At 46.6% G+C, this 16,284-nt stretch carries 14 protein-coding genes; 7 read left to right on the top strand and 7 right to left on the bottom strand.

What is annotated here, in order from left to right:
* Positions 1 to 111: 111 nt before the first annotated feature.
* The 3 genes from R7Q46_RS19610 to glyQ all read right to left on the bottom strand — a co-directional run bounded on the left by R7Q46_RS19610 (position 112) and on the right by glyQ (position 5,411).
* Positions 112 to 2,196: an alpha-amylase gene (locus R7Q46_RS19610; protein ID WP_213872074.1), complete on the bottom strand. Its 2,085-nt coding sequence runs from the start codon at positions 2,194 to 2,196 to the stop codon at positions 112 to 114.
* 217 nt (positions 2,197 to 2,413) lie between these two features.
* A complete protein-coding gene (gene glyS, locus R7Q46_RS19615) occupies positions 2,414 to 4,480 on the bottom strand; it encodes a glycine--tRNA ligase subunit beta (RefSeq protein WP_213872073.1) in 2,067 nt (688 codons plus the stop codon).
* A 13-nt stretch (positions 4,481 to 4,493) separates the two neighbouring features.
* Positions 4,494 to 5,411: a glycine--tRNA ligase subunit alpha gene (glyQ, locus tag R7Q46_RS19620; RefSeq protein WP_005383818.1), complete on the bottom strand. Its 918-nt coding sequence runs from the start codon at positions 5,409 to 5,411 to the stop codon at positions 4,494 to 4,496.
* Positions 5,412 to 5,895: 484 nt separating this feature from the next.
* Here glyQ and R7Q46_RS19625 point away from each other — a divergent pair, with 484 nt between their 5' ends.
* On the top strand, positions 5,896 to 6,450 hold the full coding sequence (locus tag R7Q46_RS19625) for a TMEM165/GDT1 family protein (RefSeq protein WP_213872072.1): 555 nt from the start codon (positions 5,896 to 5,898) through the stop codon (positions 6,448 to 6,450).
* A gap of 160 nt (positions 6,451 to 6,610) precedes the next feature.
* A complete protein-coding gene (locus R7Q46_RS19630; protein WP_005378878.1) occupies positions 6,611 to 6,871 on the top strand; it encodes a hypothetical protein in 261 nt (86 codons plus the stop codon).
* A 44-nt stretch (positions 6,872 to 6,915) separates the two neighbouring features.
* Here R7Q46_RS19630 and tusA read toward each other — a convergent pair whose 3' ends face one another.
* Positions 6,916 to 7,164 carry a sulfurtransferase TusA gene (tusA, locus tag R7Q46_RS19635; RefSeq protein ID WP_005378879.1) on the bottom strand — a complete coding sequence of 83 codons (249 nt, stop codon included), beginning with the start codon at positions 7,162 to 7,164 and terminating at the stop codon, positions 6,916 to 6,918.
* Between the two features lie 133 nt (positions 7,165 to 7,297).
* On the opposite strand from tusA, the gene R7Q46_RS19640 reads away from it, so the two are divergent.
* Together R7Q46_RS19640 and R7Q46_RS19645 are read left to right on the top strand one after the other, a co-directional pair.
* Complete coding sequence (locus R7Q46_RS19640) at positions 7,298 to 7,480, top strand: hypothetical protein (protein ID WP_005378880.1); 183 nt, start codon at positions 7,298 to 7,300, stop codon at positions 7,478 to 7,480.
* 168 nt (positions 7,481 to 7,648) lie between these two features.
* Positions 7,649 to 8,593 (top strand): LysR family transcriptional regulator, encoded by a 945-nt coding sequence (locus R7Q46_RS19645; RefSeq protein ID WP_017821924.1) that lies wholly within the window; start codon positions 7,649 to 7,651, stop codon positions 8,591 to 8,593.
* Between the two features lie 52 nt (positions 8,594 to 8,645).
* Here the strand turns inward: R7Q46_RS19645 and R7Q46_RS19650 are convergent, their stop codons facing one another.
* The 3 genes from R7Q46_RS19650 to fadB all read right to left on the bottom strand — a co-directional run bounded on the left by R7Q46_RS19650 (position 8,646) and on the right by fadB (position 13,238).
* The gene (locus R7Q46_RS19650; protein WP_033906594.1) at positions 8,646 to 9,626 is read right to left on the bottom strand and encodes an MDR family oxidoreductase; all 981 of its coding nucleotides are present in this window, start codon (positions 9,624 to 9,626) and stop codon (positions 8,646 to 8,648) included.
* 250 nt (positions 9,627 to 9,876) lie between these two features.
* On the bottom strand, positions 9,877 to 11,052 hold the full coding sequence (fadA, locus tag R7Q46_RS19655) for an acetyl-CoA C-acyltransferase FadA (protein ID WP_169643941.1): 1,176 nt from the start codon (positions 11,050 to 11,052) through the stop codon (positions 9,877 to 9,879).
* A gap of 14 nt (positions 11,053 to 11,066) precedes the next feature.
* Positions 11,067 to 13,238: a fatty acid oxidation complex subunit alpha FadB gene (gene fadB, locus R7Q46_RS19660; RefSeq protein WP_213872071.1), complete on the bottom strand. Its 2,172-nt coding sequence runs from the start codon at positions 13,236 to 13,238 to the stop codon at positions 11,067 to 11,069.
* A 261-nt stretch (positions 13,239 to 13,499) separates the two neighbouring features.
* On the opposite strand from fadB, the gene R7Q46_RS19665 reads away from it, so the two are divergent.
* From R7Q46_RS19665 to hemG, 3 genes are read left to right on the top strand one after another with little or no spacing between them, the layout of a single operon-like run.
* A complete protein-coding gene (locus tag R7Q46_RS19665) occupies positions 13,500 to 14,123 on the top strand; it encodes a YigZ family protein (protein WP_213872070.1) in 624 nt (207 codons plus the stop codon).
* 46 nt (positions 14,124 to 14,169) lie between these two features.
* Positions 14,170 to 15,627 carry a TrkH family potassium uptake protein gene (locus tag R7Q46_RS19670; RefSeq protein WP_005378893.1) on the top strand — a complete coding sequence of 486 codons (1,458 nt, stop codon included), beginning with the start codon at positions 14,170 to 14,172 and terminating at the stop codon, positions 15,625 to 15,627.
* Positions 15,628 to 15,636: 9 nt separating this feature from the next.
* Positions 15,637 to 16,164 (top strand): menaquinone-dependent protoporphyrinogen IX dehydrogenase, encoded by a 528-nt coding sequence (gene hemG, locus R7Q46_RS19675; RefSeq protein WP_005378894.1) that lies wholly within the window; start codon positions 15,637 to 15,639, stop codon positions 16,162 to 16,164.
* The last annotated feature ends 120 nt before the right edge of the window (positions 16,165 to 16,284 follow it).

The following is a 16,284-nucleotide window of genomic DNA, read 5'->3' on the forward strand; positions in this document are numbered from 1 at the left end:
AGCCGAAAAAGAAAAAAGTGCGTCATCAGACCAGAGGGACGAGACTAAATGGCAAAAAGAACAATAAAAAAGGGAAGCTTATGCTTCCCTTGCTGGTGGAGAGAGTGTGATTTACTCACCGGTGTAAACAATCAGTACCTTGTCGTCTTGGTATTGGCGTTCGAACGCGTAGTAACCTTCTTGATTGCGAGTGATGTGCTTACCTTGAGCAACCGCTGGGTGGCGTTTACGGAATTCACCCAATTTTTGCCAATGTTGCAGCAGATCTTCACGCTCGCCATGAATCTTATCCCATGGCATATCTGAGCGTGTGCCTTGGTGGGCGTCTGAACCAGTAATGCCAAAATCACGAGCTATCTCATCACCGTAATAGATCTGTACTGCACCCGGAGCCAGCATCAGAGCATTTGCCGCACGTGCTTGGTCATCAAAGCTGCGGCTGCGAGCTGACCAAAACAGTTGTGTATCGTGTGAAGACAGGTAGCTCAACACGTTGAACTCAGGATCGGTATTGATGCGTTCTGCATAACGGCGGTAATCATTATCAAGTTGAGCGAAACACTTCAGCGCTTTTGGTGCTACATCAGATTGGAACTCGAAGTTGATGATGGAGTCGAAGCCGTTATCGAAATACGGGCTTTTCACCACGCTGTGTGCCCATACTTCACCTGTCATCCAGAAAGGTAGGTCATCCAAGGCTTTGTCCGGGTTGTTTTGTTTCCATTGAGCAAGCGCTTGGGTGGTGCTGGCTTTCAACTCTGCCCACGCTTCCATTTCAACGTGTTTAGCGGTGTCGACACGGAAGCCATCAATGCCGTAGTCGCGCACCCAATCGGATAACCAGGTAATCAGGTGTTCACGTGGGGTTTGCAGCTCATCTTGCGCATTGGTGTCTTTATTGCGGAAGAAGTTTGGTAATCCGGTTTTCTGAGTCGATTCGGTTTTTAGATCCGGTAGGTAGTTCAAAGACATGGTGATGTCGTTGTAGCCCGGAGCATCGTAGTCGCCAATGTCGGTGCGAATCCAGTCTTTGCCCCACCATTTATCCCACGCTTCGCTATCACCGTATTTGATGTAGTCGTTGAAGCTGTGCCAGCTTTGTCCTGATTTTGGCTGCCAGTCGGTCCATTTTTCACCGAGGACTTCTTTGGCTTCTTGGTCATCAAGGTAAAGCTGACCAAAGCCGAATTCCTGCATGTCTGCTAATGTCGCATAACCTGTGTGGTTCATGACTACATCCCAAATCACGCGGATACCTTTCTTGTGGGCGGTATCGACGAAGGTTCTGAGTTCATCTTCGGTACCCATGTTGGCATCAAGCTTGGTCCAGTCTTGATGGTAGTAGCCGTGGTAGCCGTAGTGCTTAAAGTCGCCTTTATCGCCGCCGCCAACCCAGCCGTGGATTTGTTCCAGTGGTGAGGTTATCCAGATAGCATTCACACCAAGTGATTCGATGTAATCGAGTTTTTTCGTCAGACCCGCCAAGTCACCACCGTGGAAGGTGCCAATCTCGTATTTTCCATCTTTGCTGCGACCGTAGCTGTTGTCGTTGTCTGGGTTGCCATTGTAGAAGCGGTCGGTCATGACGAAGTACACCGTCGCGTTATCCCAGCTGAAAGGTTTATCGGCTTGCTGTTCAACTTCTTCTAGCAGCAATAGACCTTGGCTCATAGGACCCGGTTGCATGGTGACGGTGCCATTGGTGACTGTGGCTTCTTGTCCGGTTAAGGCATCACGAACGACAGTGCCATCATTAAAGGTTTGAGCAACGTTGATGGTTTTTGGCGCGTCAGTTGCGACAGGGCAAGAGTAGGTGATGTCCTGACTTTGTTTTGGTTTAATTTTTACCGTCAGTTCGTTGGTGGTTGGATTGAGCGTAAATTGATAGGTATTGGCTTTGAAGATGCGCAGCGGCATTTGTGCATCAGTGGCGCAATTATCCATTTTTAATGGACGATTGAATTTGATGCGATCTTCTTCTGCTAGGGCAAAGCTACTGCCACAGCTTTGCTTGCTGTCAGCAATGGTAAAGGTATAACTGCCTTTTTCGAGTTTTTGCTCAGCGACAAGTAAGCCTTGTGAGTTTTCCTCAAAAACAGCAGTGTCATCACCAACGTTTAATACGATGGCATTTTCTGGTATCTGGCTGCAGGCGCTCAGTAGACCGATAGAGAGTGCGAGAATTGTTTTTTTCATTGTGTCCTTCCCCCGAATAAACAGTCCAGTTATAGCAAAACTGTGCCTCTACAATCCGAGCTCTACACCAACAAGTTAAACGCGTCTCACCCTACAAATTTTAGTCTTGTTCACAAAATGAATAATAAGCGTCACCTTCATCGGTTTGAAGGCAACAAAAAAGGGAAGCATCTGCTTCCCTTTTACTTATTTCTTAATCACTTCGAAGAGTAATGAATTACTTTTGAAGCAAAGAAATGTCTGCGATCTGTAGGAACAGGTTACGCAGGTTGTTCAGTAGTGTCAGACGGTTCTTCTTAAGTGCTTCGTCGTCTGCCATTACCATTACGTTATCAAAGAATGCATCAACTGGTTCACGTAGGTCAGCTAGCTTGCTTAGGGCTTCTTGGTAGTTACCTGTAGCAAATGCTGGCTCTAGCGCTTCCGTCATTACTTCAACGCTTTCTGCTAGTGCTTTCTCTGCGTCTTCTTGTAGAAGTGCTAGGTCGATGTCTGCTGCTAGTTCGCCGTCGAATTTCGCTAGGATATTACCTACACGTTTGTTCGCTGCTGCTAGAGACTCTGCTGCTTCTAGTTCACGGAAGTGAGAAACCGCTTTAACTCGTTGGTCGAAGTCTGCTGGTTTCGTCGGACGACGAGCTAGAACTGCTTGAATGATGTCTACACTGAAGCCTTCGTCTTGGTACCAAGCACGGAAACGACCAAGCATAAACTCGATAACGTCTTGTTCAACGTTGTCGTTGGTTAGGCGGTCGCCGAACAGTGACTTCGCTTTCGCTACTAGGTCAACAAGATCTAGGTTGTAGCCGTATTCAACGATGATACGTAGTACACCTAGAGATGCGCGGCGTAGTGCGAATGGATCGCTGCCTTTAGGCGCTTGACCAATACCGAAGATACCTACGATAGTGTCTAGCTTGTCTGCCATTGCAACTGCAGTTGAAACACCGTTAGATGGCAGTTCATCACCTGCGAAACGAGGCATGTATTGCTCGTTCAGTGCTACTGCAACTTCTTCTGCTTCACCGTCGTGGCGAGCATAGTGCATACCCATAACACCTTGAGTATCCGTGAATTCGAATACCATTGAGGTCATTAGGTCACATTTTGCTAGTAGACCTGCACGCTTTGATTTCTCAACGTCAGCACCGATTTGCTCAGCAATGTAGCCAGCAAGCTCTGTGATGCGGTCTGTTTTGTCTTTGATCGTACCCAGTTGCTTTTGGAAGATCGCTTGCTCTAGTTCAGGCAGACGGTCGATAAGCGGACGCTTACGGTCTGTGTTGAAGAAGAATTCTGCGTCAGCAAGACGAGGACGAACCACTTTCTCGTTACCTTCGATTACGTAACGAGGCTCTTTTGATTCGATGTTCGATACGAAGATGAAGTTAGGTAGTAGCTTCTTGTTTTCATCGTAAACAGGGAAGTACTTCTGGTCACCCTTCATGGTGTAAACCAACGCTTCAGAAGGCACTTTTAGGAACTCTTCTTCAAACTTCGCTGTTAGTACTACTGGCCATTCAACCAGAGACGTTACTTCTTCTACTAAGTCATCTTCTAGGTCAGCGATACCGCCAACCGCTGCTGCCGCTTTTTGTGCGTCAGCTAGGATGATTGCTTTACGCGCCTCGTAATCTGCCATTACTTTACCGCGCTCTTCTAGGATCGCAGGGTATTGCTCAGCAGAATCGATAGTAAACTCTTGCTCACCCATGAAGCGGTGACCACGGATAGTGCGGTCAGAAGCAACACCAAGGATCTCGCCTTCGATTAGGTCGCTGCCCATTAGCATGGTTAGCGTCTTAACTGGACGGATGAACTGAGTTGTTTTGTTACCCCAGCGCATTGGTTTTGCGATAGGTAGGTTTGCTAGTGCTTTCGCTGCAAGTTCAACGACGATCTCAGACGTTGGCTGACCTTTCACTTCTTGTTTGAACAGTAGCCATTCGCCTTTGTTTGTAACCATGCGCTCTGCTTGGTCAACCGTGATGCCACAACCGCGTGCCCAGCCTTGAGCCGCTTTTGTTGGGTTGCCTTCCGCGTCAAACGCTGCAGAAACCGCAGGACCACGTTTTTCAACAACTTTGTCAGACTGGCTGTCTGCTAGTGCTGCGACTTTAAGTGCAAGACGACGAGGTGCCGCGAACCATTTCACGCCTTCGTGAGCAAGCTCAGCGCCTTTTAGTTCTGCTTCGAAGTTTGCTGCGAATGCTTCAGCTAGTGTGCGAAGTTGCGTTGGTGGTAGCTCTTCTGTACCTAGCTCGATTAGAAATTCTTTTGCCATGTTACTCTACCCCTTACGCTTGTTCTTTCTTACACATTGGGAAGCCAAGAGCTTCACGCGATGCGTAGTATGCTTCTGCAACTGCTTTCGTCAGGTTGCGGATGCGTAGGATGTAACGTTGGCGTTCAGTTACTGAGATCGCTTTACGCGCATCTAGTAGGTTGAATGCGTGGCCAGCTTTTAGAATGCGTTCGTAAGCAGGCAGTGGCAGTGGCTTTTCAAGCTCAAGTAGTTCTTTACACTCTTTTTCACACTGTTCGAAGAAACCAAATAGGAATTCAACGTCTGCGTGCTCGAAGTTGTAAGTTGATTGCTCTACTTCGTTTTGGTGGAAGATATCACCGTAAGTCACTTTGCTGCCGTCTGGTGCGATGTTCCAAACTAGGTCGTAAACAGAGTCTACTTCTTGGATGTACATTGCTAGACGTTCGATACCGTAAGTGATTTCACCAGTTACTGGCTTACACTCAAGACCACCAACTTGCTGGAAGTAAGTAAACTGGGTCACTTCCATGCCGTTTAGCCAAACTTCCCAGCCCAGACCCCATGCGCCTAGTGTTGGGTTTTCCCAGTTGTCTTCTACGAAACGGATGTCGTGTACAAGAGGGTCAATACCAAGAACTTCAAGGGAGCCAAGGTACAACTCTTGAATATTGTCAGGCGATGGTTTTAGCGCTACTTGGAATTGGTAGTAGTGCTGAAGACGGTTAGGGTTTTCACCGTAACGGCCATCAGTAGGACGACGTGAAGGTTGTACGTAAGCTGTCGACATTGGCTCTGGGCCAAGCGCTCGTAGACAGGTCATTGGGTGAGAGGTACCCGCACCCACTTCCATATCTAGCGGTTGAACAATGGTACAACCATTTTGAGCCCAATAATCCTGCAGCGCGAGGATCATTCCCTGGAAGGTTTTGATATCGTATTTTTGCATAAGTCAGGTTCGCGCGATTCTCTTGTTACTCGTTAATTCGTCATCTATGCCGAGTTTTTCAACTCTAACAACGGCGATAAAGAGTAATTACGGTTGAATAAATTAACAATCTAGTATAACCAGATATTGAGCATGGGAGTAGAGCTAATCTTGATTAATTCGTGGGCGATTTTCTCCTTTAATGAATTTTTACCGCGTTATCTGCTGTATTTTTCCTAAAAGGGAGTTTTTGCCTGCTTTGGCTCTTGAGAAGCGCAACAAAGGTGGCTAGAATTGCGCCTGTCTTTGGGGAGTAGCTTACCTGATGAAGTTTCTGTTTCATCTGGTTCGTCCGTCAACATAATTGGTGCAAAATCACCATGGCGTTCGAGACTTGAAGCCTTTCAAGTTTAGCAAGACCTTAGACAAATCATCACGAACCGGGGTAGGGGCGTGAGGTTTGTCTTCGGTTAAAAATAATAATCCCTGCCCCAATGAGCATGTCGTGAGCGTTTTAGCTATTTCAATTACTACTGTAGCGTTAGCAGAAATTGGCGATAAGACCCAATTGCTATCTCTATTACTCGCAAGTCGTTACCGAAAACCAATCCCAATTATTGCAGCAATCTTTTTGGCAACTATCGCCAACCACGCTTTGGCTGCATGGTTAGGTGTGGTTGTCGCAGACTATCTATCACCTGAGATTTTAAAGTGGGTGCTGGTGGTCAGTTTTGTCGCGATGGCGGCTTGGGTTCTGATCCCGGACAAACTGGATGATGACGAACAGATTTCTAATCGAGGCCCATTTATTGCCAGCTTTATCGCGTTCTTCGTTGCGGAGATAGGCGATAAAACTCAGATCGCCACTTCCATCTTAGGGGCGCAATACGCGGATGCGTTAAGTTTGGTGATTATCGGTACCACAATCGGTATGCTGCTGGCGAATGTTCCTGTGGTCCTGATTGGTAAATTGTCGGCCGACAAGATGCCTTTAGGGCTGATCCGTAAAATCACCGCATTTTTGTTTATTGCTCTGGCAATAGGGGCTGTACTGTTCTGATTTTTTGCACGTGAAATGATGTGAGTTATCAATCATTAGTGGTGTGCTGCGCGAGTTCAAACTCTGACTCTAAATCGTTCCGTTGCGTGACGGATGACATATAAGTGTCATACTTGTCATGGTAGTTTAATGGTGTGAATGATAGCGAGAGGGCAAGTTTATGCTTACACGTTACATGGGGATGTCCCCGAAGAGTCAGAGTTATTTATTCACTTTTGGTTTAGCGCTGTGTTTACTAGCGATGGTGCTGACTGATATGTGGTTACCGATTGTAGCAGGATCGTTCGTTCTTACTGGATTGACAGTAGAAGCGTGGATTCGTGTCGCTCACATCATTCCTATGCATGAAGAGATGCGGGCAATGAAGAAACAACTTAACAAGCTCCAATCAGAAGTTCGCACACTCGAATACGACGAATAAACAAACGGCAGCCAATATTGGCTGCCGTTTTTAGTTCGACCAGATTATTCCAATCCTTTCTTGATCAGGTACTGATACGGAACTTGCTCCGTTTGTGCCGCAACTAATTGGTGGTCCATAAAGCGGCAGAAACTCGGAATGTCTCGAGTCGTGGATGGATCGTCTGCTTTGACCAGCAAAATCTCACCATCCTGCATGTTGCGAATTGTCTTCCTGACCATCATCACTGGCTCTGGGCAGCGCAGTCCTTCCGCCTCTAATGTCTTGTTTGCCAGTTCAGGATTAAAGCTCATAGTGTGATTCTCGTAACTAACTGAGCGTTGAATTTTACTTTCGTTGAAAAAATATTCAATAACCACTTGGCAAACCGAATTTTTTGTTTTACCTTAAATTAACAATTTGGTAACAACTGGCAAGGGAGAGGCAATGTTAACAGCGTTAGACAGACTTACGATTTACTCAGTGCTGTGTTTTATCTCGTTTTGTGCATTGGTACTCAGGACGCCAGCTGACACCTCTTTGACGCCTCTTGTAGGCATGGTTGCCACTATTATTGGGATTTGGATCGAGATGCGCAGATGGTCTGGCGCATCTGAGCAAGAAAATTAGCGCTTCTTGCTTGGATCAGAATGCTTTTAATAACGCTCACCTATTTTTTACCGACACTTCATTCCGACACTATCCCCATTTTTCTTGGGCTTCCCCGCTGAAAGGCGGGATTTTTTTTGCCTAAAGAGTACAATTTACCCAAACACATACAAAATAAGTGGCTAATTCGTGGAACTGGAAGACATCTATCGCCGAGATTTAAATTTACTGGTTGCGTTGCGAGTACTGATAGAAGAAAACAGTGTCAGTAAGGCGGCAACACGTCTGAACTTGAGTCAATCGGCAATGAGTCGTGTGCTTGGTCGTCTACGCGACTTATTGGGAGACCCGCTGTTTACTCGTCAGGGACAGCATTTGATCCCAACTCAGAAAGCGTTAGAGATCGATCGCTCATTGGGCGAACCATTAGAGTCTTTACGTCAGTTGTTATCTCCGGTTGAGTTTGACCCATTGCAATGCGTACAGACTTTCAACATCGTGACCACCGACTATGCCATGCAAACGATCTTACCGTTCGCTTTGCCGAGAATTTACCAAGAAGCGCCAAACGTGTCTTTCAACTTCTTACCACTGCAACACGACCGTTTATCAGATCAGCTCACTTATGAAGGTGCAGACTTAGCGATTTGTCGCCCGACAGGCCCGGTGGAGCCTCTACGCAGTGAAGTGTTGGGGCGAGTGGGGGTGCTGTGTATGCTTTCAAAACAGCATCCATTAGCGAATAAAGAAATGAGCTTGGATGATTATCTGAGTCATCCACATGCCATGATCGCCATCAGTGATGGTGTTAAGGCACTGATCGAACAAGCTTTGATGGAGAAACCTAAGCGTAAAATGGTCCTGCGGGCGTACCATTTAGAAGCCGCATTGGCGATCATGGATACCTTGCCAATTATCATCACAGTGCCAGCGGATTTGGCGTATCTGGTTGCCGAGCGTTATGACTTGGTGGTGAAACCGTTACCATTCCAATTCACGCCGTTTGAATACTCGATGATTTGGCATGCGCGTTGCGAGCATTCTCCCGCTCAAGAATGGTTAAGAACGATTGTGCGTGAAGAGTGTAGTCGTCTGATAGCTAAACGTATCGAAGATATGGGACTGAACTGCTAACAAAAAAGAGCCAGCAATGCCGGCTCTTCGTCTGTTTACACTGAGTCAGTGTTTATAGCTTGATAACCACACGACCCGTTACTTGACCGTTGGTGATGTCTTCTGCATATTTCGGTGCTTCAGCAAGAGCAACTTCAGTACACGCTTGCTCGAAGTAGCTGTCTGGTAGTAGCTCTACCAGCTTTTCCCATGCAGCGATACGTTTCTCTGTTGGGCACATTACTGAGTCCACACCTTGTAGGCGAACATTACGTAGGATGAACGGCATCACTGTGGTTGGTAGATCAAAACCACCTGCAAGACCACAAGCTGCAACTGCACTGTTGTAATCCATTTGCGCCAATACTTTTGCTAGTACTTTGCTGCCTACAGTATCAACCGCACCTGCCCATACTTGTTTTTCAAGCGGACGTGCTGGTTCTTCAAATTCAGTACGGTCGATGATGCGGCTAGCACCTAGTTTTTCAAGTAGCGGGCCATTTTTCTCTACACGACCTGTCACTGCAGCAACTTTGTAGCCAAGCTGTGCTAGAAGCGTTACTGCGACTGAGCCTACACCGCCACTTGCGCCAGTTACAAGGATTTCACCATTTTCAGGTTTGATGCCTGCATCAAGCAGTGCTTGAACACATAGCATGCCTGTGAAACCAGCAGTACCAACCATCATTGCTTTCTTGCTGTCTAGACCTTTTGGTAGTGGTACTAGCCAATCCGCTTTTAGACGAGCACGCTGAGACATACCGCCCCAATGGTTTTCACCTACACCCCAACCAGTAAGAACAACTTTGTCACCAGCTTGGTAGCGGCCGTCTTCTGAGCTTACTACCGTACCTGCTAGGTCAATACCTGGCACCATCGGGAAGTTACGGATGATTTTACCTTTACCTGTGATCGCAAGACCGTCTTTGTAGTTTAACGATGAGTAATCAACGTCAATCAGAACGTCGCCTTCAGGCAGTTGTGTTTCATCGATTTGCTCGATGTTAGCGATAGTACGTTTGTCTTCTTGATTTAGAACTAGAGCATTAAACATAAGGTTCTCCGATTGTGCGGTAGCATGACTCTGGGTCACATGCAGCAAGATATCAACTGGTCTAAGTGTATGTCTTCTTTGTCTATGAATAAAATGAAACTTGAGCATTTAATGTATGCTCTTCATGCATGTTTGATGTAAAACAAAGGGCGACATCAATTGTCGCCCTTAAGTGTAATACTAAAAATTTTAGTACTAGTTCATTTGCTTATGATTGTTGGCTCGATCACTACAACAACGTCTTGAACTGTTATGGTCGTTCAAATACTGTCGCAATGCCCTGACCCAAACCGATACACATGGTGGCCAGACCGTATTTCGCGTCTTTCGCTTCCATTAGGTTGATTAACGTTGTTGAGATACGTGAACCAGAACAGCCTAGTGGATGACCCAATGCTATCGCACCACCGTTAAGGTTGACCTTCTCATCCATAACATCAAGCAGGCCTAAGTCTTTAGCACACGGCAGAGACTGCGCGGCAAATGCTTCGTTTAGCTCAACCACATCCATGTCTTCAATTGAAAGACCGGCACGCTTGAGCGCTTTTTTCGTCGCAGGTACAGGACCGTAACCCATAATAGAAGGATCGCAGCCCGCAATGGCCATGCCTTTAATACGTGCACGAATATTCAAGCCAAGCTCATTGGCTTTCTCTTCGCTCATGATCAACATCGCTGATGCACCATCGGACAGAGCCGATGATGTACCGGCTGTTACTGTACCGTTTGCAGGGTCGAACACTGGGCGAAGTTGAGATAGACCTTCAACGGATGTTTCAGGGCGAATCACTTCGTCGTAATCCAGAGTGAACAGTGTGCCGTCTGCTGCGTGGCCTTCAATTGGTAGAATTTCGTTTTTAAAACGACCCTCTACGGTTGCTGCGTGCGCACGAGCGTGAGAGCGAGCGGCAAACTCGTCTTGTTGCTCACGGCTAATGCCATGTAATTTACCCAGCATTTCAGCCGTTAAGCCCATCATGCCCGCAGCTTTTGCTACGTTCTTTGACATACCTGGGTGAAAGTCTACACCGTGGTTCATTGGCACATGCCCCATGTGCTCAACACCACCAATTAGGCAGATTTCAGCATCGCCAGTCATGATGGCACGTGTACCATCGTGAAGCGCTTGCATTGATGAGCCACACAAGCGGTTCACCGTCACGGCGCCAATTTCAATCGGCAGACCAGCAAGCAGCGCCGCATTACGTGCAACGTTAAAGCCTTGCTCTAGTGTTTGCTGTACACAGCCCCAGTAGATGTCTTCAATCTCGCTTGGGTTCACTTGTGGGTTACGCGCAAGAATGCCTTTCATTAGGCGCGCAGATAGATCTTCTGCTCGTGTATGACGGAAAGCACCACCTTTAGAGCGACCCATTGGAGTACGTAGACAATCGACTACGACAACATTTCTTGTTTGATTAGTCATTTTAGAATCCCTCCTTAGATAGAACCTTGCTGTTGTGCACCGTAAAAGCTTTCACCTTTCGCCGCCATATCAATCAGCATTTGCGGTACTTGGTACATCGCACCTAGCTCGGCGTGTTGTTTTGCCATTTCAACGTATTCAGCAATACCCACGCTGTCTAGATAGCGGAATACGCCACCGCGGAATGGAGGGAAACCAAGACCATAAACCAATGCCATATCTGCTTCCTGCGGAGTCGCGATGATGCCTTCTTGTAGGCACAGCACCACTTCGTTAATCATTGGAATCATCATACGTTGAATGATGGTCTGATCGTCAAAGTCCTGCTTATCGGCACAAACGTCAGCAAGTACCGGTAAGATCGCTTCGGAGAAGGTTTTCTTCGGCTTACCTTTTTTATCTATGGTGTAGCTGTAGAAGCCATTACCATTTTTCTGACCATATTTGTCTGCTTCGAACAGTGCATCAATCGCATCACGACCTTGTTTACCCATACGCTCAGGGAAACCGTCAGCCACCACAGCTTGTGCGTGGTGCGCGGTATCAATGCCGACTACGTCAAGCAAGTACGCCGGTCCCATCGGCCAGCCAAACTTACGCTCCATGACTTTGTCGATTTTCGTAAAGTCAGCACCATCACGAAGTAGCATGCTGAAGCCGCCAAAGTATGGGAACAATACGCGGTTAACGAAGAACCCTGGGCAGTCATTAACGACAATTGGTGATTTGCCCATTTTCGCAGCATACGCCACAACACGATTGATGGTTTCATCAGAGGTGTGCTCACCACGGATGATCTCAACAAGAGGCATACGATGCACTGGGTTGAAGAAGTGCATACCACAGAAGTTTTCTGGGCGTTTTAGTGATTTTGCCAATAGGTTGATAGGAATCGTCGAGGTGTTTGAGGTGATAACGGTGTCGTCACCGACATGGGATTCAACTTCACTTAAAACTGCTGCTTTTACTTTCGGGTTTTCAACGACAGCTTCAACAATCACATCAGAGTTTTCAATACCTGCGTAATGTAAGCTCGGTGTGATTGACGCTAAAATACCCGCCATCTTAAAGCCATCAATGCGACCGCGAGATAAGCGTTTATTCAGCAGCTTAGATGCTTCAGTCATGCCTAGGTCGAGCGACGCTTGTGCGATGTCTTTCATCAAGACTGGCACACCTTTTAGCGCTGATTGGTAAGCAATGCCGCCACCCATGATACCTGCACCTAATACGGCTGCACGTTGCGTGTCTTTACTTGCTGACTTCGCTGCTTTTTTCGCAATGCCTTTGATGTATTGATCATTAAGGAATAGGCCAACGAGTGATTTTGCTTCTTCCGATTTAGCCAATTTCACGAAGTGCTTACGTTCAATGTCTAACGCTTCATTACGTGCAAAGCGAGCACCTTCTTCAATCGTGATAACGGCTGTCATTGGGGCAGGGTAGTGAGGGCCTGCTTTTTGTGCCACCAGACCCTTCGCCATGGTGAAGCTCATCATTGATTCAAGCTTACTCAGCGTTAGCGGAGATGTTTTCTGTGCTCGGCGTGCTTGCCAGTCAAGTTTCTCGTTAATTGCAGAGTTAAGAGTTTGTAGTGCTGATTCGTATAAAGCATCAGTCTCTACAACTGCATCGAGTAAGCCAATTTTCAATGCTTCATCAGCTCGGCATGCTTTACCTTGGGTGATGATTTCCATTGCGCTGTCTGCGCCAATAACGCGAGGTAAGCGTACACAACCACCAAAGCCCGGCATGATTCCCAGTTTCGTTTCTGGTAGGCCGATGCTGGTGGTTTTGTCACCAATACGCATGTCTGTTGCTAGCACACATTCACAACCGCCACCAAGAGCGTGGCCTTTGATCACTGAGATGGTCGGAACGGGTAAGTCTTCTAATTTGTTAAAGATGCTATTAGCAAATTGCAGCCATTGGTCGAGCTCGGCATCCGTTTTAGCAAACAGACCTAAAAACTCGGTAATGTCTGCGCCTACAATGAATGCGTCTTTATCTGAAGTGAGCAACAACCCCTTGAGGCCTTGATGGGCAATGAGCGCATCAAGAGCTTTATCTAGCGATTCTAATGTCGCTAGGTCGAGTTTGTTGACGGATTTTGGAGAGCAGAAGCTTAGCTCTGCAATACCATCTTGTATTTCCTTTACCTGTAGGGTTTCGGCTTGGTAAATCATTGTCTATCTCCATGACATACAATCGTGGATTGTCTGTATACCTATTTCAACGACGCCGTGTACCTCGGCAAATAGGTATCGAGGAAGTCGTTTTATTTTTGTTCTGGTTTGACCAGTAAAGTTAGTTTGGATCGTGGATTGTTTAATTTCAATACATTTTTTAAACAAGTGTTTAACATTGTGCGCTGTGGCAGATCTTATGCGACGGGTAAATCACACTCGTGATAGACTTCAGGCAAATAGACCTGAATCCATAATCCTATGAATGACAAGCCTTATCTGATTCCAGCAGAGCCCGCTCAATTTGAAGAAGAAATTAAAAAGAGCGTATTCATTACTTATTTAGCGCACACGCCAAGTATCGAAGCTGCAAAAGCATTTGTTGATCAAATCAAAGCTAAACACGCTGATGCTAGACATAACTGTTGGGGCTTTGTTGCTGGTCGCCCGGAAGATTCAATGAAATGGGGCTTTAGTGATGATGGGGAGCCGTCCGGAACAGCAGGCAAACCAATCCTGGCGCAGCTGTCTGGATCTGGGGTGGGGGAGATCGCGGCTGTGGTCACGCGATACTCTGGTGGAATCAAGTTAGGTACAGGCGGCTTGGTTAAAGCGTATGGGGGTGGGGTTCAACAAGCGCTCAAGCTGCTTCAAACTATTGAGAAAAAAATAACCACAAAGCTCAGACTAACGTTAGACTATGGGTTTATGCCTATCGCACAATCAATCATGCCGCAATTTGGTGCGATAGAAGTCGAGGCTGAATACAGCGATCAGGTCGTATTAGTGGTGGAAATTGAGCTTCGAGAAGTGAGCGCGTTTACCCAAGCAATCATCAATAAAAGCGGGGCAAAGGCAATTGTCACTCCGCTAGACGGACAATAATGAAAAACAGGAAGCAACAGGGACAGCTTCGCTAGTCAATTTATCCATGCAATTTCGTTCAATTATTCGAATCGTCGGGCTACTGCTCGCACTCTTTAGTGTCACTATGCTTGCGCCAGCACTCGTTGCGCTGATCTATCGAGATGGTGCTGGTGTGCCTTTTGTCACGACATTTTTTGTTCTGCTGTTTTGTGGGGCCGTTTGTTGGTACCCAAACCGCAGGTATAAGCACGAGCTTAAAGCTCGAGATGGCTTTCTTATTGTCGTCTTATTCTGGACAGTACTTGGCAGTGCAGGCTCGATCCCCTTTCTCATTGCTGACAATCCGAACGTCTCAGTGACAGATGCGTTTTTTGAATCGTTTTCTGCTCTCACGACGACCGGGGCGACCGTTATTGTTGGTTTGGATGAGTTACCTAAAGCGATTCTATTCTATCGACAGTTACTGCAGTGGTTCGGCGGTATGGGAATCATCGTATTAGCGGTGGCGATTTTGCCAGTACTTGGCATCGGTGGTATGCAGCTTTACCGCGCCGAGATCCCAGGTCCAGTCAAGGATACTAAAGTGACGCCGCGCATAGCAGAAACTGCTAAGGCGCTTTGGTACATCTATTTGAGCCTGACTATCGCCTGTGCTTCGGCTTTTTGGTTAGCTGGTATGACGCCATTTGATGCCATCAGTCACAGCTTTTCCACCATTGCCATTGGTGGCTTCTCTACCCACGATGCCAGCATCGGATACTTTGATAGTTACGCGATTAACCTGATTACGGTGGTTTTTCTGCTTATATCTGCATGTAATTACACACTGCACTTTGCTGCATTTGCATCAGGTGGCGTACATCCCAAGTATTACTGGAAAGATCCTGAGTTTCGCGCCTTCTTGTTTATTCAAGTGCTGCTATTTATCATTTGCTTTCTATTATTACTGAAACATCACTCTTACACATCGACATACGATGCTTTCGATCAGGCTCTGTTCCAAACCGTATCAATATCCACAACAGCGGGCTTTACGACAACAGGTTTTGCGGATTGGCCGCTCTTCTTACCTGTGCTGTTATTGTTCTCTTCCTTTATAGGTGGTTGTGCTGGTTCAACAGGCGGCGGCATGAAAGTGATCCGTATCCTGCTTCTTACCTTACAAGGTGCGCGTGAACTAAAACGTTTAGTCCATCCACGCGCGGTTTACACCATCAAAGTAGGTGGCAGTGCCCTACCGCAACGTGTTGTCGATGCGGTTTGGGGTTTCTTCTCCGCATACGCATTGGTATTTGTGGTTTGTATGTTGGGGTTGATTGCAACAGGAATGGATGAGCTCAGTGCGTTCTCGGCGGTGGCTGCGACTCTGAACAACCTCGGTCCTGGCTTGGGAGAAGTGGCGCTTCACTTTGGTGATGTTAACGACAAAGCAAAATGGGTATTAATAGTTTCTATGCTGTTTGGTCGTTTGGAAATCTTTACCTTACTTATTCTACTTACGCCGACGTTTTGGCGTAGCTAAGGGGAAATCGTGGCAAAAGCATTATTTCTATACTCTTCCCGCGAAGGGCAGACTAAAAAAATTCTCCACTATATAGATGAACAACTTCCAGATTTCGATTGTGAGCTGGTGGATTTACATAATGTCGAGACGATTGACTTCAGCCAATACGACAGAGTATTGATAGGCGCCTCTATTCGCTATGGCCATCTTAATAAAAAGCTATACCAGTTTATTGAGCGAAACCTCAATCAATTGGAGCAAAATAAAGTGGCATTTTTCTGCGTAAACCTAACCGCTCGTAAAGAGGACCAAGGAAAGGATACACCTGAAGGTAGTGCCTACATTCGCAAGTTCCTAATTAAGTCGCCTTGGAAACCAACGCTAATCGGTGTTTTTGCTGGTGCACTTTATTACCCACGTTATAGCTGGTTCGACAGAACTATGATTAGGTTCATTATGTCGATGACGGGTGGCGAAACCGATACGACCAAAGAGGTGGAGTACACCAATTGGGAAAAAGTGGCTCTTTTCGCAGATAAATTTAGAGAACTGTAGAAATAACGTGCTCTTTTGACCGCTTTTGATGCAAATTTATCCGAACGATAAAAAAATCAAAAAAAACGAGAAAAAGGGCTTGCCAATGTGATCGCAATCTCTATAATGCCACCTCGCTGA

Source organism: Vibrio sp. 811 (genome assembly GCF_033339195.1).

Coding starts and splice junctions, on each gene's coding strand:
- R7Q46_RS19610 (WP_213872074.1), bottom strand. CDS start 2,196: ATGAAAAAAACAATTCTCGCACTCTCTATCGGTCTACTGAGCGCCTGC.
- glyS (WP_213872073.1), bottom strand. CDS start 4,480: ATGGCAAAAGAATTTCTAATCGAGCTAGGTACAGAAGAGCTACCACCA.
- glyQ (WP_005383818.1), bottom strand. CDS start 5,411: ATGCAAAAATACGATATCAAAACCTTCCAGGGAATGATCCTCGCGCTG.
- R7Q46_RS19630 (WP_005378878.1), top strand. CDS start 6,611: ATGCTTACACGTTACATGGGGATGTCCCCGAAGAGTCAGAGTTATTTA.
- tusA (WP_005378879.1), bottom strand. CDS start 7,164: ATGAGCTTTAATCCTGAACTGGCAAACAAGACATTAGAGGCGGAAGGA.
- R7Q46_RS19640 (WP_005378880.1), top strand. CDS start 7,298: ATGTTAACAGCGTTAGACAGACTTACGATTTACTCAGTGCTGTGTTTT.
- R7Q46_RS19650 (WP_033906594.1), bottom strand. CDS start 9,626: ATGTTTAATGCTCTAGTTCTAAATCAAGAAGACAAACGTACTATCGCT.
- fadA (WP_169643941.1), bottom strand. CDS start 11,052: ATGACTAATCAAACAAGAAATGTTGTCGTAGTCGATTGTCTACGTACT.
- fadB (WP_213872071.1), bottom strand. CDS start 13,238: ATGATTTACCAAGCCGAAACCCTACAGGTAAAGGAAATACAAGATGGT.
- R7Q46_RS19665 (WP_213872070.1), top strand. CDS start 13,500: ATGAATGACAAGCCTTATCTGATTCCAGCAGAGCCCGCTCAATTTGAA.
- R7Q46_RS19670 (WP_005378893.1), top strand. CDS start 14,170: ATGCAATTTCGTTCAATTATTCGAATCGTCGGGCTACTGCTCGCACTC.